20 protein-coding genes and 1 pseudogene are annotated in these 21273 nt (G+C 72.4%); 8 read left to right on the top strand and 13 right to left on the bottom strand.

Features of this window, described 5'->3' with window-relative positions; genetic code table 11:
• On the bottom strand, positions 1 to 756 hold the full coding sequence (locus FH715_RS00100) for an ABC transporter permease (RefSeq protein WP_139639912.1): 756 nt from the start codon (positions 754 to 756) through the stop codon (positions 1 to 3).
• 81 nt (positions 757 to 837) lie between these two features.
• On the bottom strand, positions 838 to 1620 hold the full coding sequence (locus FH715_RS00095) for an ABC transporter ATP-binding protein (RefSeq protein ID WP_139639911.1): 783 nt from the start codon (positions 1618 to 1620) through the stop codon (positions 838 to 840).
• Between the two features lie 81 nt (positions 1621 to 1701).
• On the opposite strand from FH715_RS00095, the gene FH715_RS00090 reads away from it, so the two are divergent.
• From FH715_RS00090 to FH715_RS00075, 4 genes are all read left to right on the top strand, one after another.
• Entirely contained in the window at positions 1702 to 2418 is a 717-nt protein-coding gene (locus tag FH715_RS00090) for a TetR/AcrR family transcriptional regulator (protein WP_139639910.1), read from the top strand.
• 112 nt (positions 2419 to 2530) lie between these two features.
• Positions 2531 to 3379, top strand: coding sequence for a 3-hydroxyacyl-CoA dehydrogenase family protein (locus FH715_RS00085; protein WP_139639909.1), 849 nt, complete (start codon positions 2531 to 2533; stop codon positions 3377 to 3379).
• 307 nt (positions 3380 to 3686) lie between these two features.
• The gene (locus tag FH715_RS00080) at positions 3687 to 3980 is read left to right on the top strand and encodes an STAS domain-containing protein (RefSeq protein WP_139640358.1); all 294 of its coding nucleotides are present in this window, start codon (positions 3687 to 3689) and stop codon (positions 3978 to 3980) included.
• Between the two features lie 209 nt (positions 3981 to 4189).
• Positions 4190 to 6517 (top strand): ATP-binding protein, encoded by a 2328-nt coding sequence (locus FH715_RS00075; RefSeq protein WP_139639908.1) that lies wholly within the window; start codon positions 4190 to 4192, stop codon positions 6515 to 6517.
• Between the two features lie 231 nt (positions 6518 to 6748).
• On the opposite strand, the gene nucS is transcribed toward FH715_RS00075, so the two are convergent.
• Positions 6749 to 7423: an endonuclease NucS gene (nucS, locus tag FH715_RS00070; RefSeq protein ID WP_139639907.1), complete on the bottom strand. Its 675-nt coding sequence runs from the start codon at positions 7421 to 7423 to the stop codon at positions 6749 to 6751.
• 225 nt (positions 7424 to 7648) lie between these two features.
• Positions 7649 to 9118, bottom strand: coding sequence for a cation:dicarboxylate symporter family transporter (locus tag FH715_RS00065; protein WP_139639906.1), 1470 nt, complete (start codon positions 9116 to 9118; stop codon positions 7649 to 7651).
• A gap of 186 nt (positions 9119 to 9304) precedes the next feature.
• On the opposite strand from FH715_RS00065, the gene FH715_RS00060 reads away from it, so the two are divergent.
• The 3 genes from FH715_RS00060 to FH715_RS00050 all read left to right on the top strand — a co-directional run bounded on the left by FH715_RS00060 (position 9305) and on the right by FH715_RS00050 (position 12368).
• Complete coding sequence (locus FH715_RS00060) at positions 9305 to 10957, top strand: ATP-binding protein (RefSeq protein WP_139639905.1); 1653 nt, start codon at positions 9305 to 9307, stop codon at positions 10955 to 10957.
• The gene (locus tag FH715_RS00055) at positions 10954 to 11676 is read left to right on the top strand and encodes a response regulator (RefSeq protein WP_139639904.1); all 723 of its coding nucleotides are present in this window, start codon (positions 10954 to 10956) and stop codon (positions 11674 to 11676) included. Before FH715_RS00060 ends, FH715_RS00055 begins: the two co-directional genes overlap by 4 nt.
• Positions 11677 to 11975: 299 nt before the next feature.
• Complete coding sequence (locus tag FH715_RS00050) at positions 11976 to 12368, top strand: SCO5389 family protein (protein WP_139639903.1); 393 nt, start codon at positions 11976 to 11978, stop codon at positions 12366 to 12368.
• Here FH715_RS00050 and FH715_RS00045 read toward each other — a convergent pair.
• Positions 12337 to 13431, bottom strand: coding sequence for an LLM class flavin-dependent oxidoreductase (locus FH715_RS00045; RefSeq protein ID WP_139640357.1), 1095 nt, complete (start codon positions 13429 to 13431; stop codon positions 12337 to 12339). The genes FH715_RS00050 and FH715_RS00045 overlap by 32 nt on opposite strands.
• Before the next feature lie 285 nt (positions 13432 to 13716).
• On the opposite strand from FH715_RS00045, the gene FH715_RS00040 reads away from it, so the two are divergent.
• Positions 13717 to 14037, top strand: a complete 321-nt coding sequence (locus FH715_RS00040) for an ATP/GTP-binding protein (protein ID WP_139639902.1) — start codon at positions 13717 to 13719, stop codon at positions 14035 to 14037.
• Between the two features lie 31 nt (positions 14038 to 14068).
• Here the strand turns inward: FH715_RS00040 and FH715_RS00035 are convergent, their stop codons facing one another.
• From FH715_RS00035 to FH715_RS27990, 8 genes and pseudogenes are all read right to left on the bottom strand, one after another.
• On the bottom strand, positions 14069 to 15136 hold the full coding sequence (locus FH715_RS00035) for an ABC transporter permease (RefSeq protein WP_139639901.1): 1068 nt from the start codon (positions 15134 to 15136) through the stop codon (positions 14069 to 14071).
• A complete protein-coding gene (locus tag FH715_RS00030; RefSeq protein WP_139639900.1) occupies positions 15133 to 16251 on the bottom strand; it encodes an ABC transporter ATP-binding protein in 1119 nt (372 codons plus the stop codon). Before FH715_RS00030 ends, FH715_RS00035 begins: the two co-directional genes overlap by 4 nt.
• A 210-nt stretch (positions 16252 to 16461) precedes the next feature.
• Positions 16462 to 16875: a hypothetical protein gene (locus tag FH715_RS00025; protein ID WP_139639899.1), complete on the bottom strand. Its 414-nt coding sequence runs from the start codon at positions 16873 to 16875 to the stop codon at positions 16462 to 16464.
• Positions 16865 to 17293 carry a DUF7718 family protein gene (locus tag FH715_RS00020; protein WP_139639898.1) on the bottom strand — a complete coding sequence of 143 codons (429 nt, stop codon included), beginning with the start codon at positions 17291 to 17293 and terminating at the stop codon, positions 16865 to 16867. The genes FH715_RS00025 and FH715_RS00020 overlap by 11 nt, the downstream gene beginning before the upstream one ends.
• 156 nt (positions 17294 to 17449) lie before the next feature.
• Positions 17450 to 18208: an ABC transporter permease gene (locus FH715_RS00015; RefSeq protein WP_139640356.1), complete on the bottom strand. Its 759-nt coding sequence runs from the start codon at positions 18206 to 18208 to the stop codon at positions 17450 to 17452.
• A gap of 12 nt (positions 18209 to 18220) precedes the next feature.
• A complete protein-coding gene (locus FH715_RS00010; protein WP_139639897.1) occupies positions 18221 to 19153 on the bottom strand; it encodes an ATP-binding cassette domain-containing protein in 933 nt (310 codons plus the stop codon).
• 78 nt (positions 19154 to 19231) lie between these two features.
• On the bottom strand, positions 19232 to 20182 hold the full coding sequence (locus FH715_RS00005) for a coiled-coil domain-containing protein (protein WP_139639896.1): 951 nt from the start codon (positions 20180 to 20182) through the stop codon (positions 19232 to 19234).
• A gap of 240 nt (positions 20183 to 20422) precedes the next feature.
• A pseudogene (locus FH715_RS27990) lies at positions 20423 to 21273 on the bottom strand (hypothetical protein); the annotation flags it as partial.

Here is a 21273-nt window from a genome sequence, read left to right as displayed (position 1 = left end):
TCAGGCGCCGGCCCGGCGGAAGAGCCGGATGCCGAGGGTGAGGGAGGCGGCCGAGAGCAGGAGGGCGGCGAGGGCGCCGGTGGCCAGCGCGCTGTCGCCGTAGTCGCCGACGAAGGCGGCGCGGACACCGTCCACGAGATAGCGGAAGGGGATGAAGTGTGAGATCACGTCCAGCCAGGTGGGGGCCAGCGCCATCGGCAGCAGGATGCCGGAGAGGAGCATCGCGGGCAGGTTGATGGAGTTGATCACGGGGGCGAACTCCTGGGGGCTGTTCACCCGCATGGCGAAGGCGTAGGAGAGCGAGGCGAGCGAGGCGGCCAGCACGGCGACGAGGACGAAGCCGATCAGCACGCCGAGCACGGGCGCCCGCAGCCCGAAGGCGACACCGGCCAGCACGAGGATCAGCGACTGGACCACCAGCAGGGCGACGTCGCGCAGCGTTCTGCCGAGCAGCAGCGCGGTGCGGCTGACGGGCGTGACCCGCATGCGTTCCATGATGCCGTGCTGCTTCTCGATGAGGATGCCGAAGCCGGCGAAGGCGGAGCTGAAGAGCGCGAGTTGGACCAGCAGGCCGGGTACGAGGATCTGCCAGGAGTCGCCCTCGCGGCCCAGCGGGACGTCCCGGAGGAGGGGGCCGAAGAAGCCGAGGAAGAGCATCGGCTGGATCAGTCCGAAGATCAGGTTGATCCGTGAGCGCAGGGTCTGGCGCGCGTAGCGTTCGAAGACGAGGAGGGAGTCCGCGAACACGGCGGTCATGGTGGGCGTGGTGCGCATGGTGGGCTGGGCCTTTCGGCGGGCTGGGATCGGGCGGTGCGGGACGCGGGGGCGGCTCCGGGGTCACACGGCGAGGGGCGCGGACTCCTCGCGGCGCGGTCCGTGGCCGGTGATGGCGATGAAGGTGTCCTGGAGGGTCGCCTCGGGCGAGCCGCCGTAGCGCTCCTTGAGGGCCCTCGGGGTGCCCTCGGCGACGATCTCGCCGTGGTCGACGACCACCAGCCGGTCGGCGAGGGCGTCCGCCTCGTCCAGGTAGTGGGTGGTGAGGAAGACGGTGGTGCCCTCGTCGCGGATGCGGCGCACCAGTTGCCACAGGTCGGCGCGGCTGCCGGGGTCGAGCCCCGTGGTCGGTTCGTCCAGGAACAGCAGCGCGGGCCGGTGGGTCAGGGCCATGGCGATGTCCAGCCGGCGCCGTTGGCCGCCGGAGAGTTCGGCGCAGGTGCGGTCGAGGAGTTCGGTGAGGTCGAGGTCGACGGCGAGTTCCTCGGCCCTGGCCTCGGCCTCGGCGCGGCTGAGCCGGTAGAAGCGGCCCTGGAGCACCAGTTCGGAGCGGACCCGCTCCTGCGGGTCGAGCCCGCCGGACTGGGCGACGTAGCCGATCTTCCGCCGCACGGCGCGCGGCTCGGTGGCCAGGTCGTGGCCGGCGACGGTGGCCGTGCCCCGGGTGGGCGGGAGCAGGGTGGTGAGCATCCGCAGGGTGGTGCTCTTGCCCGCGCCGTTGGGGCCGAGGAAGCCGAGGATCTCGCCCTGCTCCACGGTCAGGTCGATGCCGCGGACGGCCTCGACCGGTCCCTTCTTGGTGGGGAAGGTCAGCGCCAGGTCGTGCGTGCTGAGGATCGCTGTCATGGGCGCCAGAAAATCAGAGGCTCTGCAAAAATGCAATCGCCCCAAGTTTTCAGTTGGTCAAGAAACGCTACGATGCCCCGCATGACCGGATTGAGGGAGCGCAAGAAGCGGCAGACCAGACAGCACATCTCGGACGTGGCCACCGGGCTGTTCATGGAGCGCGGCTTCGACGCGGTCACCGTCGCCGAGGTGGCCGAAGCCGCCGAGGTCTCGGTGAACACGGTCTACAACTACTTCCCGGCCAAGGAGGACCTCTTCTTCGACCGCGAGGAGGAGACCGTCGACCGCCCCTCGGCCCGGGTGCGCGACCGGGCGCCGGGCCAGTCCGCCGCCGAGGCCGTCCTCGACGGGCTGCGGGAGGACATCGACCGCCGTCCGGTCAACCTGGGCATGGTCGACGGGTTCGACCGGTTCGTCGCCGTGGTGACCGGCTCCCACTCGCTGCTGGCGCGGCTGATGGGGATGCAGTACCAGACGACCGCCCAACTCGGCCGCACCCTCGCCCAGGAGACCGGAAGTGAGCCGGGCGACCCACTCCCCGAGTTGGTCGCCGCCCACCTGATGGCCGTGCACGCCAACCTGCACCAGACCGTGCGCCACGCGTACCGCGCCGGGCACGACGTGGAGGAGCTGCGGGCGGACCTGCTGCGGAGGTTGGACCTCAGCGAACGGCTGCTCAGCGACGAGGTGCGGGACTTCGCCCGCCGCCCCCTCGACGAGAGTGCCCAGCCGGGTGGGCGTCCGCGGCCGGCCCCCTCCGACGACGAGGAGTTCCGCTGCCGCCGCTCCACCCGCTGACGGCGGGCGGGGGCCACCGGTCGTGACGCGTGTCTCTTCTCCCCCCACGAACGGCCCGTGGCCGCTAGGGTCTAGTCTCCCCGGAGTCGCCGTGTATCAAGGGAGATCACTCGTGGCCAGGAAGCTCGCCGTCGTTGGTGCCGGTCTGATGGGCTCCGGCATCGCCCAGGTCGCCGCCCAGGCCGGCTGGGACGTGGTGTTGCGCGACCTCACCGAGGACGCGCTCGCCAGGGGGCGACGAGCGGTGGAGACCTCACTGGCCAAGTTCGTCGAGAAGGAACGCGTCGCCCAGGCCGACGCCGACGCCGCGTTGGCCCGGATCACCACCACCACCGACCTCGACGCCGCCGCCGACGCCGACCTCGTGGTCGAGGCCGTCTTCGAGGACGCCGACACCAAGCGCGAACTGCTGCGCACCCTCGACGGCCTGGTCAAGGACGAGACCGTGCTGGCCTCCAACACCTCGGCCATCCCCATCACCAAGCTGGCCGCCGCGACGGAACGCCCCGACCGCGTGGTCGGCACCCACTTCTTCTCCCCGGTGCCGCTGATGCCGCTCTGCGAGCTGGTGCGCGGCCACCTGACCAGCGACCAGACCCTGGCGTTCGCCAAGGAGTTCGCCGAGTCGACGGGCAAGACCGTCATCGTCGTCGAACGCGACGTCGCCGGCTTCGTCACCACCCGGCTGATCACCGCGCTGGTCATGGAGGCCGTCAGCCTCTACGAGTCCGGCGTCGCCACGGCCGAGGACATCGACACCGCCTGCCGCCTGGGCTTCGGCCACGCGATGGGCCCGTTGGCCACCGCCGACCTCACCGGTGTCGACGTGCTGCTGCACGCCACGGAGAACATCCACCGCGAGTCCTCCGACGGCAAGTTCGCCCCGCCCGAGATCATGCGGCGGATGGTCGACGCCGGCAGTCTCGGCCGCAAGACCGGCCAGGGCTTCTACCCCCACTGACCCGACGCCCGGCCCAGCCACACCCCGCACCGGCGCGGTCACCCGCCGCCCGGCGCCGAAACGGCAGCCGCCGCACCCCGGCCACGCCGTCCCCGGGACATCGTTGTCCCCTCACCCCCACACGCACCGACACCGAAAGAGCGACGGAAGAGCCATCGCCACCATCAACGCACTCATCAGCACAGCCAGTTCGGCGGGCGCGCCCGCGGAGGGCCGGCGCCGCCAGGAGGACCGCCGGCGCGCCAGGCCGCGCACCCTGCTTTCCGCCCTCTCCCAACCCCCGGCGCCCTCGACCGACGGCCCCTGCCTGCGGATCACCGGCGACGCCGCCGCGCTGGTCGTCGGCGGCCGGCTCGACGTGCACAGCGCGGCCGACGCCAGGGTCGCGCTGCACCACGCCGTCGACTCGGGCGAGGGCGACCTGGTGCTGGACATCGCCGGGTTGAACGCCTGGGACGCCACAGGGCTCGGCGTCATCATGGGCGTCCACCGCAGGGCCGGACGCGCCGGCCGGCGGCTGGTGCTGCGCGACGTGCCGCCCCGGATGTGGCGGGTGCTGGTCGCAGCACGGTTGCACCGGGTGCTGACCATCGCCTCCTGACCCGCCCGCCCTCCGGCGTCGGGAAACCCGAAGGACGGCCCCCGGCCGTCGCCGCACCGGCCCGCGCCCTCGCCCCACGCGACGCGGTCAACGGGAGCCACCGCTCACGGAATTAGCGGTACCGAGGTTCGTTCTGTCACACCCCACAGGTAGCGTGGGCACCATCATCGGGCGGCGTCGCCGCACTCACTGCCGAGAGATTCTGACCCATGGACCTCAACCACCCCTCGCAGCCCGCCGACCGGCCAGCGCAGCACAGCGGCGCGGGCGACGGGTCGGAGCGGGCGACCTGGCTGGTCGCGGGTGACTTCCTGCTCACCATCAACCCCGTGGACGGCAGCGAGATCGTGCCCTGCCCGCCCGGGCGCAGACCACCCGCCCCCCGCCGCACCGCCGCCACGGGCGCCGGCCAGCCCGAGCCGGGACCGCCGCTACTCGACCGCGAGGAGCAGCGCGCCCGGCTCCGTTCGCTGCTGGCCAGCGGCCGTTCCGTTCGGCTGACCGGCCCGTCAGGCGCGGGACGCAGCGCGCTGCTGGCCGCCGTCGCCGAGGACTGCGCCACGCTCGCCCCCGACGGGGTGGTGCGCCTCAGCGGCCACCGACGCACCCCGCGCGACCTGCTGCACGAGCTGTACGCGGCCGTCCACCAGGTGGCCAACTACCGGCCGGGCCCGACCGAGTTGAGCTCCGCGCTGCGCGAGGTCGGCGCCGTGGTGGTGCTCGACGACGTGGAGTTCGGCGGCGCCGCCCTCGACGAGCTGCTGAACGCGACGCCCGAGTGCGCCTTCCTGCTGGCCCAGCGCCCGGAGGCGCCGGCGCCCGGGGCCAGTTCCGGCGTCGCTGACGAGCCGGTCGCCGGCATCGGCCCGGAGGCCGGCCGCCGGCTGCTGGCCCTCGCGGTCGCCCGCGAGCTGACAGCGGCCGAGGCCGAGTGGGCCGACGAGCTGGGCCGCGCCGGCGGCGGACTGCCGCGCCACTTCGTGCAGGCCGGCGCCGTGCTGCGGTACCGGGCGCTGGACGGCCGTGGGCCGCTGCCCTCGGTCGACGCGCTGGTCACCACGCTGGCCGCCTCGATATCCGACGGTGCGAGGGAGCTTCTGCGCATCGGCCTGGCGCTCGGCGGCGAGCTGCCCGACCCGGCGGCGCTGCCCGCGCTCACCGGCGACGCCGAGGCCGCCACCGCCCACACCGAGCTGGACGACTGCGGGCTGCTCACCCGGGTCGGCCGCCGGCGCAGGCTGGAGCCGGCCGCGACGGCCGCGTTCGAGGGCTCGGAACTGGCCGCCGAGGGCGCCGCCAGGACGGCCGCGCTCACCCGGCACTACTCATGGTGGCTCGCCGAGTCCGGCACCTCGGCCGACGAGGTCGTCGCCCAGGCCGACGTGGTGCTCGCCGCGCTGCGCGCGGCCCAGCAGGCCTCCCTGCACACCGAGACCACGGAGCTGGTGCGCCGCACCGCCCCGCTGCTGGCCGCCGGGCTGCGCTGGGGCGCCTGGGAGCGGGCCCTGCGCACCGGCCAGGAGGCCGCGAGGGCCAGCGGGGCCGTCGCCCAGGAGGCCTACTTCCACCACGAGCTGGGCGTGCTCGCCATCTGCGAGGGGCAGTTGGCGCGCGCCCGCGTCGAGCTGGAGGCGTCGACGGCGCTGCGCGGCGTGCTCTCCGACGCCGGCGGCGCGGTCGCCGGCCGTCGTGCCCTGACGCTGGTGGACGACCTGACCAGGGCGCCGGCGCAGCCGCCCGCCCACACCCCGCCGTTCGGTGCCCAGGCGGCCGTCACCCAGCAGCCGCCGCCCGAGGTGAACGGCGACGAGACCCCCGTCGGGCTGCGCGCCCCCGAGCCGCCCGGCCAGACGGAGCTGACCCTGACCATCAGGGGGCGTTCGCCCGAGGAGTCGGGCGCCACGCTGCGCCGGATGTTCACCCGGGGCAACCGCCGCAACGCGGTCGCCACCGGCGCCGGCGCGCTGCTCGCCGCGGTCCTCGGCACCGTCGTCGCCCTCGGCCTGACCTCGGGCGACCCGGAGGACGACACGGAGAACGTCACCCGCGACGACCCGGCGACCAGCGAGGAGGACGCCCCGACCGTCGAGGAGACCGAGAAGGAGGGACCGGCCACCGAGGAGGAGGAGCCCACCGAGGACCCGACCTCGGACGAGCCGACGACCCCCGAGCCGACCGAGGACCCGACGACCGAGCAGCCCCCACCGCCCGACCCGACCACCGAGGACCCGACGCCCTCGGAGTCCGGCGGATCGGACGACGGCGCCGGCGGCGGTCAGAACGGCGGCGGCGGTGGCGGTGGCGGCGACACCGACCCGCCGACGGAGAGCCCGGACCCGCCCACGGACGACCCGGAGGACCCCCCGACGGACGACCCGCCGACCGAGGACCCGGACCCGGACCCGCCCACGGAGGACCCGGAGGACCCGCCGACCGAGGGGGACGACGGCGGCCCGGACGCCTCCCCGACGGCCGGCGAGCCCACGCCCACGGCCACGGTCACCTCTTCTCACGGAGCCTCGGCCACGGTGCGCTAGGCCCTGGCCGGGGGCGCGGTTGGCCGACTACCGACCTTGCCGGTCGGGGTGGGTTGTCGGCCTGGCCCCGGTGGTGGGTTGCTCGCGCAGTTCCCCGCGCCCCTTGACTGCCGGTGGGCGGCTTGGGGGCGCGGGGAACGGCGCGGTGCATCCGTGGCGGGGCGCGGACGACCACCCACCGCACCGGTGCGGACCGTAGTCGACCGCGCCCCGCGCCTCCGCGCTCCGCGGTCAGAACAGGCGCAGCTTGTCGTCCTCGATGCCGCGCAGCGCGTCGTAGTCCAGGGTCACGCAGCGGATGCCCCGGTCTGTGGCCAGCGTCCTGGCCTGCGGCTTGATCTCCTGGGCCGCGAACAGGCCCTGCACCGGCGCGAGATGGGGGTCGCGGTTGAGCAGCTCCAGGTAGCGGGTCAGCTGCTCGACGCCGTCGATCTCGCCGCGTCGCTTGATCTCCACGGCCACCGTGGCGCCGTCGGCGTCGCGACCCAGGATGTCCACCGGGCCGATCGCCGTCGGGAACTCCCGGCGGATCAGGGTCCAGCCCTCGCCGAGCGTCTCCATCCGGTCCGCCAGCAGTTCCTGGAGATGCGCCTCCACACCGTCCTTGATCAGCCCCGGGTCGACGCCCAACTCGTGCGAGGAGTCATGGAGAACTTCCTCCATGGTGATGATCAGCTTCTCGCCCGCCTTGTTGACCACCGTCCAGACCCGGCCGCCGTCCTCCGTCTCGTCCTCCTTGAGGGTGCACGGCGGCGACATCCAGTTCAGCGGCTTGTAGGCGCGGTCGTCGGCGTGGATCGAGACCGAGTTGTCGGCCTTGACCAGGACGAGTCGCGGGGCCATGGGCAGATGAGCGGTGAGTCGGCCGGCGTAGTCGACCGAGCAGCGAGCGATGACAAGACGCATGAGGGCAGCCTAGATCGTCGCACCGACACCCACACCACCGTTCCCGCCTTCCCCGGGGGCGACAGCCGCCCCGCGCCCGCGAGTTGCCCCTCGAACCCGCGCCCCGTTCCCGCGAGGGCCCCGGAGCGACCGCCGCCGGCCGGCGGCCCCGTGGGAACGGTGCCACCGGCCGGCGCTCCGGCCTCTCCTGCCCGCGGGCGGTGTCAACTCCGCGGCGGGCGGCCCTCAGTGGGCCTTGGACTCCTCGGCGGAGGGGGCCGCCTCATCCCGTTCGCCCGGCTGCTTCGCCAGCCGGCCCTCGGCGCCCGCGCCGCCGCCCGCTGCCTCGTCGGCCTCCGCGTCGGCGTCGTCACCGCCGCCGTGCCCGTGGTCGTCCGTCATCGAGGACTCGTCGAACGGCAGCCGCCCGGCCAGCACCTCGGTGGCGCGCTCCCGGTCCAGCTCCTTGGTCCACGTGCCGACCAGCACGGTGGCCACCGCGTTGCCGGCGAAGTTGGTCAGCGCCCGGGCCTCGCTCATGAAGCGGTCGATGCCCACGATCAGGCCGACACCGTCGAGCAGTTCGGGCCGGTGCGACTGGAGCCCGCCGGCCAGGGTGGCCAGGCCGGCGCCGGTGACGCCTGCGGCGCCCTTGGACGCGATGACCATGAACAGCAGCAGGCTGATCTGCTCGCCCACCGACAGCGGGTCGCCCATCACCTCGGCGATGAAGAGCGAGGCCATGGTCAGGTAGATCGCGGTGCCGTCCAGGTTGAACGAGTAGCCGGTCGGCACGGTGATGCCGGCGACGGGCTTGCTGACGCCCAGGTGCTCCATCTTGGAGATCAGCCTCGGCAGCGCCGACTCCGAGGAGGAGGTCGACAGGATCAGCAGGAACTCCCGGCCCAGGTACCTCAGCAGGGAGAAGATGTTGATCCGGGCCACCACCCAGAGCAGCAGGCCCAGCACCAGCACCACGAAGATCACACAGGTGATGTAGAAGCCGATCATGATGACCGCGAGCGAGCGCAGCGCGCCGGCGCCCGTCTCGCCGACCACGGCGGCCATCGCGCCGAACGCGCCGACCGGGGCGGCCCACATGATCATCGCCAGGATGCGGAAGACCAGCTTCTGGAGGTGCTGGACGCCGCGCAGCACCGGCTCGCCGGCGCGGCCCATCGTCTGGAGCGCGAAGCCCGTCATCAGCGCGACCAGCAGCGTCTGGAGCACCTCGCCCTCGGTGAACGCCGAGGCGAAGGAGGTGGGGATGATGCCCAGCAGGAAGTCGACGGTGGACTCACTGGCGCCCTCGGCCTGGGCGACGCCGGCTTCCCGGGTGGCCTCGGTGATGTCCAGTCCGGAGCCGGGGTGCAGGACGTTGCCCACCAGCAGGCCGATGATCAGCGCGAACGCCGACATCACCATGAAGTAGCCGAGGGCGAGACCGCCCACCGCGCCCACCTTGGCGGCCTTGCGCACCGAGCCGATGCCCAGGACGATGGTGCAGAAGATGACGGGCGAGATGATCATCTTGATCAGGTCGACGAAGCCGGTGCCGAGCGGTTTCAGCTCGACGGCGACGTCGGGGGCGGCCATGCCGAGCGTGACGCCGGCGACCACCGCCACGATCACGAATATGTACAGATAGTGCGTGCGGTCGCGCCGCTTCCTCGGCCCCGGGGAGGCGGGGGCGTTGGCGGTGGGCTTGGCAGCCACGGGTTCTCCTCGTCGTCGTGGAGTCGGCCTGTCGGAGCGGTCGGCCTGAAACTCTCGCGACTATCCAACCGAACGTGACGTCGGTCACCCTTGCGTTCATTGAGTTCGTGCGAAACGGGGATTCCGCCGGGCTCCGGCCGGTCCCGTGGCTTTCGGTCAACGTCCCGGCTGAGCACACTGTGCGCTATGGCTCTCCCCCGTCCGCGCTCGCTGGCCGGCCAGCTCTTCGCCATGCAGGTCCTGCTGGTGACGCTGGTCGTCGCCGGCTGCGCGGTCTTCACGTATCTCAACACCCGGGACCAGGCGCAGGAGGCGGCGCGCACCGAGGTGACCGTGGTCGCGCGGACCATCGCGGACGCCCCCTCCGTGCTCTCCGCGCTCGGCTCGGACGACCCGAGCGCCGCGCTCCAGCCCTATGCCGAGCAGGTGCGCCGGGACACCGGCATCACGTTCGTCACCATCATGCGTCCCGACGGGGAACGGCTCACCCACCCCAATCCGGAGCTGATCGGAGAGTCGTTTATCGGCCACACTGAGCCGGCCCTTCGTGGAGAGACCTTCACCGAGTCCTACACCGGCACCCTCGGCCCCTCGATGCGGGTGGTGACCCCCGTCTGGGCGGACGACGAGATCGTGGCGCTGGTGAGCGCTGGACTGGCCGTCGAGACCATAGGGCGTCGGGTCGCGGACCAGGTCAGCGGCCTGTTGATGGTGGCGGGCGGGGCGTTGGCGCTCGGCGCGTTCGGCACCTGGGCGGTCAACGCCCGGCTGCGTCGACACACCCACGGCATGAACGCGGCCGAATTGAGCCGGATCTACGACTACCACCAGGCGACGCTGCGCGCGTTGCGGGAGGGGCTGTTGCTGCTGGACGGGACTGGCCGGATCGCGCTGGCCAACGACGCGGCGTTGGAGCTGCTCGGGCTGCCCGACGAGCCGGTGGGCCGGACCCCCGAGGAGCTGGACCTCTCTCCCGAACTGGTCGCCACCCTGCGGGCCGAGGGGCCCCTGGAGGACGAGGTGCGGGTCACCGAGGACCGGGTGCTCGTCGTCAACTCGGCGCCGGTCTCGGGCGGCAGCAGGCGGGGCACGGTGGTGACGCTGCGCGATCACACGGAGCTGCAGGAGCTGGCCGGTGAGCTCGACTCGGCCCTGGCGTTCACCGACGCGCTGCGCGCCCAGGCGCACGAGGCCGCCAACCGGCTGCACGCGGTGGTGGCGCTGATAGAGCTGGGACGGGCGGACGAGGCCGTCGAGTTCGCCACCGCCGAGCTGGAGCTGGCGCAGGCGCTGACCGACCGCGTGGTGGACGCGGTGGCCGAACCGGTCCTCGCCGCGCTGCTGCTGGGGAAGGTGTCCCAGGCCAACGAGCGCGGCGTCGAGCTGCTGCTGACCGAGGACAGCCGGATCGACGACGGGGTGCTGCCCCGCGCGCTGCCGCCGCGCGACCTGGTGACCATCCTGGGCAATCTGATCGACAACGCCATGGAGGCCGCGATGGAGTCCACCCGGGAGCGCGCGGTGTCCGAGAGCGCCCGTGAGAGCGATCCACGCGCCGGCGCACGCGTGTGGGTCAGGGCGCGCGCCGACGCGCGTGAACTGCTGCTGGAGGTGAGCGACTCCGGCGGCGGGCTGCGCGCGGAGAGCGCGGAGGCCGCCTTCGACTGGGGCTGGTCGACCAAGCCGGCCGGGGACCGGGCGCGCGGACCGCGCGGCGTCGGCCTGGCCCTGGTGCGCCAGGCCGTCCGCCGCAACCGGGGAACGGTCGAGGTCTCCCGCGCCACGACGGGCGGGGCGCGCTTCACCGTCCGGCTGCCGCTGCGGGTGGGGGGCGCGTGACCGGGGCAGGGGGCGAACCCGCGCCGGTGCGGGTGCTCGTCGTCGAGGACGAGCCGCTGGCCGCCGAGGCACACCGCGGCTATGTGGAGCGGGTGCCGGGATTCGTCGTGAGCGGGGTCGCCCGCTCCGGCGCCGAGGCGGCGCGGCTGCTGGCCACCACCGGGGTGGACCTGATGCTGCTGGACCTGTATCTCCCGGACGGTCACGGGCTGCGGCTGCTGCGGGCGTTGCGCGGTGCCGGGCACGCCGTGGACGTGATCGCGGTGACCTCGGCCCGTGATCTGACGGGCGTGCGGGAGGGCGTCTCGCTCGGGGTCGTGCACTACGTCCTCAAACCGTTCACCTTCGCCACGCTCCGTGACCGGCTGGTGCGGTACGCGGCGTTCCGGCAGGCCGTGGGGGAGGCCGGCGGGCAGGAGGAGGTGGACCGGACGCTGGCGGCGCTGCGTTCCCCGGTGTCCGCCGCGCTGCCCAAGGGGCTGAGCCAACCCACGCTCGCCTCGGTCATCGAGGCGCTGCGCGCCGCCCCCGAGGGGCTGACCGCGACGGTCACCGCGGAGCGCGTGGGGGTCTCACGGATCACCGCACGACGGTATTTGGAACATCTGGTGGCGACCGCGCGCGCCCTCCGTGCGCCCCGCTACGGCGGGGTGGGCCGACCGGAGCTGTGCTACCGCTGGCTGGATGAGGAGGGTGAGCATGGGGTGGCGGAGTGGTAACCGGGTGAGGTCAACGGCGCCTGGTATGAGGAAGATTCTGCGGATTCGACAGTGGCCAGTTATGTGCCCAATCCACTGACACCACCGGTCGCGCGGCCTAACGTGACTTACGTCCGTCCTTCGGATCTCGTGAGCTCCGCGTTCCCCCCTGCGCCCCCGGGCGCCGGGCGAGCCCACGGCGAGCCGGAAGACGGGCCCAAGGGGGGTGGCCGTCCGCACGTCTGAGCCGTGTGGGGACGGTGGCATCCCTCGGGCCAGTCCGCGCCTGACCCCGACGGGGGTCGCGAGAGGAGAAACCCATGTCGCTCGATGTCTCACCGGCGTTACTGGAACAGGCCGAGCGGGGCGAGGTCGACGAGAAGGAGTTCGTCGACTGCGTCCGCACCTCCCTGCCCTTCGCCTGGGACATGATCAGCAGTCTGGTCACCCGACTCCAGGTCGACGGCGGGGAGTTCGCCGACAACACCACACCACCACCGGACGAACAGGCGCGCGGACAGCTGCTGCGCGCCCTCGCCAGCGACGCCATCAGGGGTGCCCTCGAACGGCACTTCGGCGTCCGTCTGGCCTTCCAGAACTGCCACCGGGTCGCCGTCTTCCCGCTCGACACGTCGAGCGACGAGCGGCACACCCGGTTCACCTCCATCCGCGGTCAGATCCTCAACCAGTCCCCGGTACTGCGCGACTGCTGAGCACGGAGACCCCGGTCGCTGCCGCCTCCTTCCCCGCGTGTCCGGGGAGGAGCGGCAGCACGTCCTCCGCGAGCCGGCGCACGTTCCGCTCCGTCGCCGCCGTCTCCCCCGAGCCCTCGACCATCAGCGCGAAGCGGGTGATGCCCGTGCGCTCGCTGGTCAACGCCAGGCGGTCCGCGCAGAGTTGGGGGTCGCCCACCGGGTGCAGCTCGCACAGCAGCTCGGTGTAGGCGCGCGGGTCGCGCATGGCGCGCGGACCGCCGTCCAGCGTCTGGTGCGCCGAGAGGCCCTGCCGCAGCCAGCCGGGCAGCGAACGGCGCAGCGTCTGCACGGCCTCCGACTGGCTGTCCCCGACCTGCCCCACGCCCGCCGCCACATGGTCGGCCGCGCGCACCGCCTCCGGCGGCAGCCCCGCCTGCGCGGCCGTGGACCGCCACAGCGCCACCATCTCCGCCTTCTCCGCGTCCCCGATGTGCATCCCCAGCAGCATCGGCAGCCCGCGCCGCGCCGCCAGGCGCACGGTCGCCGGCGAGGTGCACGCCACCACGACGGGTGGCGGCGGGGCCGACTCCTCGCCCGGCCTGGGCACCACCGGCACCGAACGGAAGCGATAGCGCTCCCCGTCAGCGTCCACCGCCGGCTGCGTCAGCCAGCGCAGCAGCAGGTCGAGCGACTCGGGGAAGTCCCGCTCCCACGCCTCCCGGCCCGTGCCGAAGACCTCCAGGTCGACCCAGGGGCCGCCGCGCCCCACGCCGAGGGTGAACCGGCCCCCGGACGTCAGGTGCAGCAGCGTCGCCTGCTCGCCGAGGGCCACCGGGTGCTGGGTGGAGAGCACGCTGATCGCGGTCCCGACCCCGATCCGGCGGGTGCGGCCGAGCAGCAGGGCGGCCAGGGTGGTCGCCGAAGGGCACAGGCCGTAGGGAACGAAGTGGTGTTCGGCGAGCCAGACGGCGTCCAGCCCGACCTCGTCGGCCGTCTCGGCGGAGCGCACCGCCCGGTCGAGTGCCTCCCGCTGGCCCTGCCCCGGAAACTGACCGGCCAGCACAAATGTCCCTATCCGTATGGTCGTCATCGCTTCCGCCCTCCTCGCGCGCCCGGACGGGCTCGCCGTGACCTGCCTGGTTCCGGGTGTCCCCATGGGCCTTAACGCGTGACACGTGCCAAAGGCACGGGACGGCGGCAGGTTTTTCCGATGATCATCAATTGATCGTCGGGAGGGCGGGCGAGGGCCCCGCGTAAACTCGTTTGCGCCGCCCGGCCCTCCTGTGCTCGTCCGCGCCCTCCGGCGTGTGACCGCGGGGCCGGCCGTGCCCGCCAGCCGAACCGCCGAGCCAGGTCGAGGTGTTCCGTGTCCCCCCGTCGCAACCGCCCCCGCGGTCGTCAGCAGCCCTCAACGGGCGGTGAGGGTCCCCGCGAGTACGGTCTGGAGCGCACCGACGAGTGGCGCGGCGAGGAGTGGGTGGTGCGCGGGGTCACCGGCGCCGCGGCGGCCAAGCACTACCGCTGCCCCGGCTGCGACCAGGAGATCCCGCCGGGCGTCCCGCACGTGGTGAGCTGGCCGAGGATGGGCGCGGTGGAGGACCGCAGGCACTGGCACCGTGCCTGCTGGAACGCGAGAGACCGCAGGGGCGTGAGGCCCCCGCGGTCCCGGAACGCGCCGCGCTACTGAGCCGGTCTCCCGACCGGCCCGGTCGCGCGCGTCAGACGTCGGTGGTGGTCAGCCGCGCCACCGCGGCGATCGTCGCGCCGGCCGTCACCGCGGCCAGCAGCCCCAGCAGCGGCCAGCCGGAGTCCGTCGTCTCGCCGGTCATCGGGATGTGGAACATCGTCGCCAGCCCGTTCAACGGCGAGTACTCGATCAGCGCCTCCCGCAGGTCCGCCAGGCTCTCGCCGACCATGAACAGCGCGGCGATCAGCGGCACCAGCACCACGCCCAGCATGGTGCTGATCGCCCCGGCCGAGTGCCGCAGCAGCGCGCCGACGGCCAGCGCCAACAGACCGAGCAGCGCCACGTACAGCGAGGCGCCCACGGTCGCGTCGACCCAGTGGCCGCTTGAGGCGACGATCTCGCCGTTCTCGATCGACCCCTCCATGTCGGGGTTGTCGTACTCGTACACGGGGACGGTCTGGTCGCCCAGCATCGAGGAGTGGATCAGCGCGGTCAGCGCGGTCGCGGCCAGCGTGACGGCGAAGGAGAGCGAGAAGAACACCAGCCCCTTGGCGATCAGCACCCGGGCACGCCGGGGGCTGGCGGTCAGCGTGGTCCGGATCATGCCCGTGCCGTACTCGGAGGTGATCACGAGCGCCCCGAGGCTGATCACACAGAGCTGGCCGAACATCAGGCCGAAGAACCCGCCGCCCAGCAGCGGCATCCCCACGAAGTCCTCGCCGCTCAGCGCCGCGGCGAAGATCAACCCGATGCCGACCGTCAGCAGCACGGTCAGCGCCAACGTCCAGACCGTGGAACGCACGGTGCGGATCTTCGTCCACTCGGACAGCAGCGCGTGTCCGATATGCGTGTTCACCATCGGGAGCGACGAGGCGACCACCGGCGCCTGCTGCGGCGGCCCCGCGTGCCCCGGCTCCTGCTGCCGCTGCCCGGGAACCTGCTGCGGCGGGAACGGCTGCTGCTGCGCGTAAGCCTGCGGCGGCGCCTGCGGAGGGAACGGCTGCTGCCCCGCGTCGGCCTGCGGCGGTGGCTGCGGCGTGTGCGGGGGCGGACCGGGCTGCTGCTGGGGAACGTGCGGGGGCGGCGGGGGAGTCGTCATCGGGCGTCCTCGGGGCGGTACGGGGCGGCGGCCTGGTGGGCGGCGTGCGGCGGGTGCGGCGGGGCGGCGTGCGCCGGCGGGGGCGCGCCGAAGCCGGCGCCCGGTGGCGGCGGGGCGTAGCCGCCCTGCGGCCCCACCGGCTGCTGCCAGCCGCCCGGCGCCTGCTGCGGCGGCCCCTGGAGCCCGGAACGCTGGTCCTCGCTGGAGCGGTAGTCGACCGCGCCCTGCGTCATCCGCATGTACGCCTCCTCCAGCGAGGCGTGGTGCGGCGACAGCTCCCACAGCCGCACGTCGGCCGCGTGCGCCAACTCGCTGATGCGCGGCAGCTCGACGCCCGTCACCTTGAGCGTCCCCTCGGGCTCGGCCTGGACCTGGCCGCCGGCCTCGGCCAGCACCCGCACCAGCTTCTCGCGCCCCGCCTCGTCCCCGTCGGGCGTGCGCAGGCGCGCGAAGCCGGTGGAGTTCTGCTCGATGAACGCGCGCACCGGCAGGTCCGCCATCAGCTGGCCCCGACCGATCACGATCAGATGGTCGGCGGTCTGAGCCATCTCGCTCATCAGGTGACTGGAGACGAACACCGTCCGTCCCTCACTCGCCAACCTCCGCATCAACTCGCGCACCCAGCGGATGCCCTCCGGGTCGAGCCCGTTGACCGGCTCGTCGAAGAGCAGCACCTGGGGGTCGCCCAACAGGGCCGCGGCGATGCCCAGTCGCTGGCCCATGCCCAGCGAGAAGCCCTTGGAACGCTTCCGGGCCACCTGCGTCAGCCCCACCACGTCCAGCACCTCGTCGACGCGCCGCGCCGGAATCCCCGAGAGCTGCGCCAGACACAGCAGATGGGCCCGCGCGCTGCGCCCCCCGTGCTTGGCGTTGGCGTCCAGCAACGCCCCGACCAGCCGCGGGGCGTTGGGAAGCTCCCGGTACTGGTGGCCGCCGATGGTGACCGACCCGTCGGTGGGGGCGTCCAGACCCAGGATCATCCGCATCGTGGTCGACTTCCCGGCGCCGTTGGGGCCGAGAAACCCGGTGACCTTGCCGGGAAGCACCCGGAAGCTCAGGTTGTAGACGGCCGTCTTCGAGCCGTAGCTCTTGGTCAGGCCGGTTGCCTCGATCATCCTGTCATCCAGTGCGTCTCGGGATCCGTCTCGGGTTCACTCACCGGGGCCCGACGCAGAACCACGCCTCGCCCCCGTTCGGCTGACCCTATTATCAAAGGCTCACGAGTACACAAACTCACCGAGGAAACCCGCCTTTACGTACGACGGCCCGGGTGGGAACGTCGTCCTACCCGGGCTGGTCGACGGCCGTGCGTGTGCCGTCCGGCGTCAGCGCAGCGCCGACTCGAAGCGTGCGACCTTCATGGCGGGCCGCTCCCACACGAGGTTGAAGCGGAAGCCGTGGGTGTCCTGCCTCTCGACGTGGTCGAAGAGCATTCCGATCGTCGCCGTGGCTCCCACGTCCTCCGTGCCGGCGACGCGGTCGCCGAGTTGGTCGCCCGGCCTGAAGCTCGTGTACTCAAGTCGTTCCGTGGCAGGCCAGTAGATCGCTACCGTGACAGGGGGCGCGTCGCGTCGGACGCGGTCGAACACCTCTTCAACGGTGTCGGACTCCAGCGTCACGATGATGTTGGACTGGGACGGGAAGCCGTTGTCGGCGAACAGCTCGCGTGTCTCCGGCCTGGCGAGATCACGCGCGACGGCGAACGCCGCCTTCTTGCGCAGATCGGCGCTACCGGCCATCTCGCCACCTCCGTAGGTTGCTCTCCCAGCGCTCTTGCAGTTCGTCGAGGGCGGGTAGGTATCCATCGTCCACCACGGCCCACGAACCTTCACCATGAGGTATGTCACGGATCAGGTCGTGGTCGAGCAGGATCTCTCCGTCCCGGCTGAAGAGGTGCCGGTGGATCGTCCCGCCGCAGCAGTCGATCCGGGCGATCTCCTCCCAGCGTTCGTACAACAGGGTCCGCTGCATGATCGCGAAGTCGACGATGCGCCCGCGGTACGTCCTCAGGCGAACGTAGAGCTTGTTCTCACCGTCGAGGTCCATCGCGTAGTCGACTTCGTCCGCGGGCGGAACGGTTGGAGGCGAGTAGAGAGGGGGCTTCGGCGCGACGCCCATGTTTGCCAACTTGCGCCCTTTGCCGCCGTTGTTGGCCAAGGGTCCCCCTCTCGCACTGTATGCGTCATGCTACACGGCGAAGTCGTACGGTGAGTGTTCGTCGGGCCACGTGGCGCTGCGGAGTCGCACGTCAATCCCCGCCCTGCCGGGGCGACTCGGGGCTCCGGCAGGGAGGGGACTCGCGGGACGGTGTGGTCAGGCGTCGCGGTGGCGGAGGACGAGCCAGCCGGCGAGGACGGCGGCGGCGACCCAGGCGAGCATGATGAGCAGGCCGGTCCAGGGGCCGTAGGGCCAGTCGCCGGTGTCGACGACCGCCATCGCGCGGGAGCCCGCCTGGTCGGGGAGGTACTGGCCGATCTTCTCGGTCGCCGGAACGTTGGCCAGGATGTTGGAGATCATGAAGAAGAACGGGATCTGCACCCCGAAGGAGAGCAGCGGGCTGCGCAGCACCCAGGTCAGCCCCATCGCGAAGAGCGCGATCAGCCCCATGTAGAGGCCGGTGCCGAAGACCGCGCGCAGCACGCCAGGCTCGGAGAGGTCGGTGCGGTGGTCGCCCAGCGCCAGCTGGCCCAGCAGGAACGAGGCGAAGCTGGTCACCATCCCGACCGCCAGCGCCAGCGCGGTGGCCACCGCCAGCTTGGCGGCGAGGAGTTGACCGCGCACCGGCACCGCCGACAGGGAGGAGCGGATCATGCCGGTGCTGTACTCGTTGGCGACGACCAGGATGCCGAACGCGATCATCGCCAGCTGCCCCAGCTGGGTGCCGGAGAAGCTGATGAAGGTGGGGTCGAAGGTCGCCCGGTCCTCGCGGGAGAGGTCGTCGAAGGTGTTGTTGAGCAGCACGCTGATCAGCACGCCCAGCACCACGGTGACCAGCAGCGCGCTGACCAGGGTCCAGAGCGTGGCACGGACGGTGCGGATCTTGGTCCACTCCGAGAGCAGGACCCGGGGCATGGGGGACACCGTTCAGCCCTCCTCGGCGCCGACATGCGCCTGGTACTCGACGGACTGGCTGGTCAGCCGCATGAACGCCTCTTCGAGCGACGCCCGGTGGTGGCCGAGCTCGTGGAGGACCAGGCGGCGTTCGGCGGCCAGTTCGCCGACCACCGCGGTCCGGTCGCCCTCCAGCTCCCACGCGCCCTCGGCGCCCGGCGCCCCGGAGGGCGCCGCGTCGAGCCCGGCGTGGGAGAGCGCGTCGAGCAGCTTCTCCCGGTCCGGGGAGCGGACGCGGGTGTAGGAACGCGCGTTCTCCTCGATAAAGCCGGCCATCGAGGTGTCGGCCAACAGCTGCCCCTGCCCGATCACGATCAAATGATCGGCGGTCAGAGCCATTTCGCTCATCAAATGGCTCGACACAAAGACAGTTCGACCTTCGGACGCCAGTCTCCTGATCAGATTCCGAACCCAGTGAATGCCCTCGGGGTCGAGTCCGTTCACCGGCTCGTCGAAGATCAGAATGCGCGGATCGCCGAGCAACGCGCTCGCGATACCGAGGCGTTGGCCCATGCCCAGCGAGAAGCCCTTGGGGCGCCGCGCGCCGACCGCGCCGAGCCCCACCAGGTCGAGCACCTCGCCCACCCGCCGTCTGGGGATGCCGTTGCTCTGCGCCAGGCACAGCAGATGGTGGTAGGCGGTCCGCCCCGGATGGACGGATCTGGCCTCCAGCAGTGCGCCGACCACCGTCAACGGATCCCTCAGCAGCGCGTAAGGCCGCCCCTCGACCAGGGCGCGGCCGGCCGTGGGCCGGTCCAGGCCGAGGATCATCCGCATCGTGGTGGACTTGCCGGCGCCGTTGGGGCCGAGGAAGCCCGTGACCAGACCAGGTCTGATCACACAGGTCAGCTCCCGCACCGCCGTCTTGAGTCCGTACCGCTTGGTCACTCCCGACAGCTCGATCATGTCCACGACGCTAAGACGGGCCAGGGCCCGCCGCCCGTGGACGGCGGCGGGCCCTGGCCCGTTGGAGTGAGCGGCGGCTCAGCGGGACTGCTGGGCGGGAACGCCCTGGCTCAGCCCCTCGTCACCGTCGTCCGTGTCGCCCAGCGTCGCGGCGGCCACCTGGGCGCCGGTCAGCGTGGCCAGCATCTCGCGGACGTTGGTCAGCTGGGCGTTGATGCTGTCCCTGCGGTTGGTCAGGGCGGCCAGCTCGCGCTCGGACTCGCTGCGGATGCGGTCGGCCTTGGCGTTGGCGTCCGCCACGATGTCCTCGGCCTGACGCTGCGCCGTCTCCACCGTCTGGCGGGCCCGACGCTCGGCGTCCGTGCGGAGCTTCTCCGCCTCCAGGCGCAGCTGCTCGGCACGGTGCTCGATCTCCGCCAGCCGCTTCTCGGCCTTGGCCTGACGCGAGGCCAGGTCGCGCTCCGACTGCTCCCGACGCTTGGCCAGGTTGGTCTCGAAGTCGGCCGCGGCCTGCGCCGCCTTGGCTCGGGTGTCCTCGAAGAGGGCGTCCGCCTCCTCGCGCTTGGCCTGGGCGTCCTTCTCGGCGTCGGCGCGGGTCACCGTCGCCTCGCCCTCGGCCTTCTCGACGATCCGGGCGCCGTCCTCCTCGGCCTTGGCCTTGCGCTCGGCCGCGTACGCCTCGGCGTCGTTCCGGACCTGCTGGGCCGCGCCCTCGGCCAGCTCACGGTGCTGCTCGGCCCACCTGCGGGCCTCGTCGCGCAGATCCTTCGCCTCCTCCTCGGCGAGGCGGAGGATCTTCTCGACGCGCGCGCCGAGACCGGCGTAGGAGGGCTCGGAGTCGGTGATCTGGGCCTGGGCGTTCTGGGTTTCGAGGTGCAGTTCCTCGATCCGCTTCTCCAGGGAGGTGATGCGCGCCAACGCGCCGTCGCGATCCGCGACGAGCTTGGAGATGCGGTCCTCCACCTGCCCGCGGTCGTAGCCACGCCGAACGAGCTCGAAGCCGAATGGGGAAGAGGAAGTGTCGCTCATGGGGTTCCTGTCGATTCAGACGGGTGAGTGAGTAGGGGATCGGGGCTTGGCGTTCTGCGCTTCGAGGTCCTGGCTCCCAACCAAGGTGAAACATCGGTCGATTCGGAACGGGGTGCGTGCCTCGGAGGCTTCATCCTAGGGGGCATAACGGCGTGTCTTCGAGCGGATCTCAACACTCTGTGGAGAATGTTCGCCGCTTCCGCCCATCGTGACGGTGGGTCGCACGCACGCGCGTGCGACTCAGGCGCCGGGACGCTTCCCCGCCGGTCGCCCGGAGCCCGCGCCGGCGGTGGCCGTGACCGAACCGGGCTGCCCCTTGCCGGACTTGGCGGACCCGGACGGCTTGGGCGCCTCGAAACCCTCCAACGCCTCCAGGACGTCCTGCACGCGGGAGATCTCGGCGTTGATGTCCTCACGCCTGCGGGCCAGCTGCTCCAGCTCACGCTTGCCCTCCTCGACCATGCGGGTCGCCTCCCGCTCGGCCTGGACGCGGGCCTCCCGCGCCTCGGCGAGGGTCGCCGTCCGCTGTAGCTCCGTCTCCTTCAGCAGCGCCTCGGCCTTGCGCACGGCCGCGACACGGACCTTGCCCGCCTCGGCGTTGGCGTCCGCCGTGATCTTGGCGGCGGCCTCCCTGGCCTCCTCGCGCTGCTCCTCGGCGGCGCGCATCAGCTTGTCGACCCGCTCGCCCGCCGCCCTGGCCTGCTCGGCGGACTCCCGCCTGGCCCGGTCGTGCAGCTCCTCGACCTCGGACTCGACCCGCGTGCGCAGCTCCTCGGCGCGCCCCCGGATCGCCGCGGCGTCCCGACGGGCCTCCTCCAGCAGCGTGTTGGCGTCCGCGCGGGCGCGTTCCACCGTCTCCTGGCCGTTCGCCTTCGCCTCCGCCAGCAGGCGGTCGGACTCCTTGCGGGCGGCCGAGACCATGCCGTCGGCCCGCTTCTCCGCCTCGGTGGTCAGTCGCTGCGACTCCTCGGTGGCGCCGGCGATCAGTTGGTCGGCCTGTTCGGCTGCCTCGGTGCGGCGGCGGGAGGCGTCCTCGCGGGCGCCGTCGAGTACTGCTTCGGCCTCGGTGCGGAGCCGTTCGGCTTCCTCGG

Origin of the sequence: Streptomyces sedi, assembly GCF_006335015.1 — a bacterium.
Lineage (GTDB): Bacteria > Actinomycetota > Actinomycetes > Streptomycetales > Streptomycetaceae > Streptomyces > Streptomyces sedi.
The sequence above is the reverse complement of the archived record's forward strand: the minus strand, read 5'-3'. Positions and strand labels throughout refer to the sequence as shown.

Bases quoted from the DNA above. Each gene is read 5' to 3' on its own strand.
- FH715_RS00100 (WP_139639912.1), bottom strand. From the start codon at position 756: ATGACCGCCGTGTTCGCGGACTCCCTCCTCGTCTTCGAACGCTACGCG.
- FH715_RS00095 (WP_139639911.1), bottom strand. From the start codon at position 1,620: ATGACAGCGATCCTCAGCACGCACGACCTGGCGCTGACCTTCCCCACC.
- FH715_RS00090 (WP_139639910.1), top strand. From the start codon at position 1,702: ATGACCGGATTGAGGGAGCGCAAGAAGCGGCAGACCAGACAGCACATC.
- FH715_RS00075 (WP_139639908.1), top strand. From the start codon at position 4,190: ATGGACCTCAACCACCCCTCGCAGCCCGCCGACCGGCCAGCGCAGCAC.
- nucS (WP_139639907.1), bottom strand. From the start codon at position 7,423: ATGCGTCTTGTCATCGCTCGCTGCTCGGTCGACTACGCCGGCCGACTC.
- FH715_RS00060 (WP_139639905.1), top strand. From the start codon at position 9,305: ATGGCTCTCCCCCGTCCGCGCTCGCTGGCCGGCCAGCTCTTCGCCATG.
- FH715_RS00050 (WP_139639903.1), top strand. From the start codon at position 11,976: ATGTCGCTCGATGTCTCACCGGCGTTACTGGAACAGGCCGAGCGGGGC.
- FH715_RS00035 (WP_139639901.1), bottom strand. From the start codon at position 15,136: ATGACGACTCCCCCGCCGCCCCCGCACGTTCCCCAGCAGCAGCCCGGT.
- FH715_RS00030 (WP_139639900.1), bottom strand. From the start codon at position 16,251: ATGATCGAGGCAACCGGCCTGACCAAGAGCTACGGCTCGAAGACGGCC.
- FH715_RS00025 (WP_139639899.1), bottom strand. From the start codon at position 16,875: ATGGCCGGTAGCGCCGATCTGCGCAAGAAGGCGGCGTTCGCCGTCGCG.
- FH715_RS00015 (WP_139640356.1), bottom strand. From the start codon at position 18,208: ATGCCCCGGGTCCTGCTCTCGGAGTGGACCAAGATCCGCACCGTCCGT.
- FH715_RS00010 (WP_139639897.1), bottom strand. From the start codon at position 19,153: ATGATCGAGCTGTCGGGAGTGACCAAGCGGTACGGACTCAAGACGGCG.
- FH715_RS00005 (WP_139639896.1), bottom strand. From the start codon at position 20,182: ATGAGCGACACTTCCTCTTCCCCATTCGGCTTCGAGCTCGTTCGGCGT.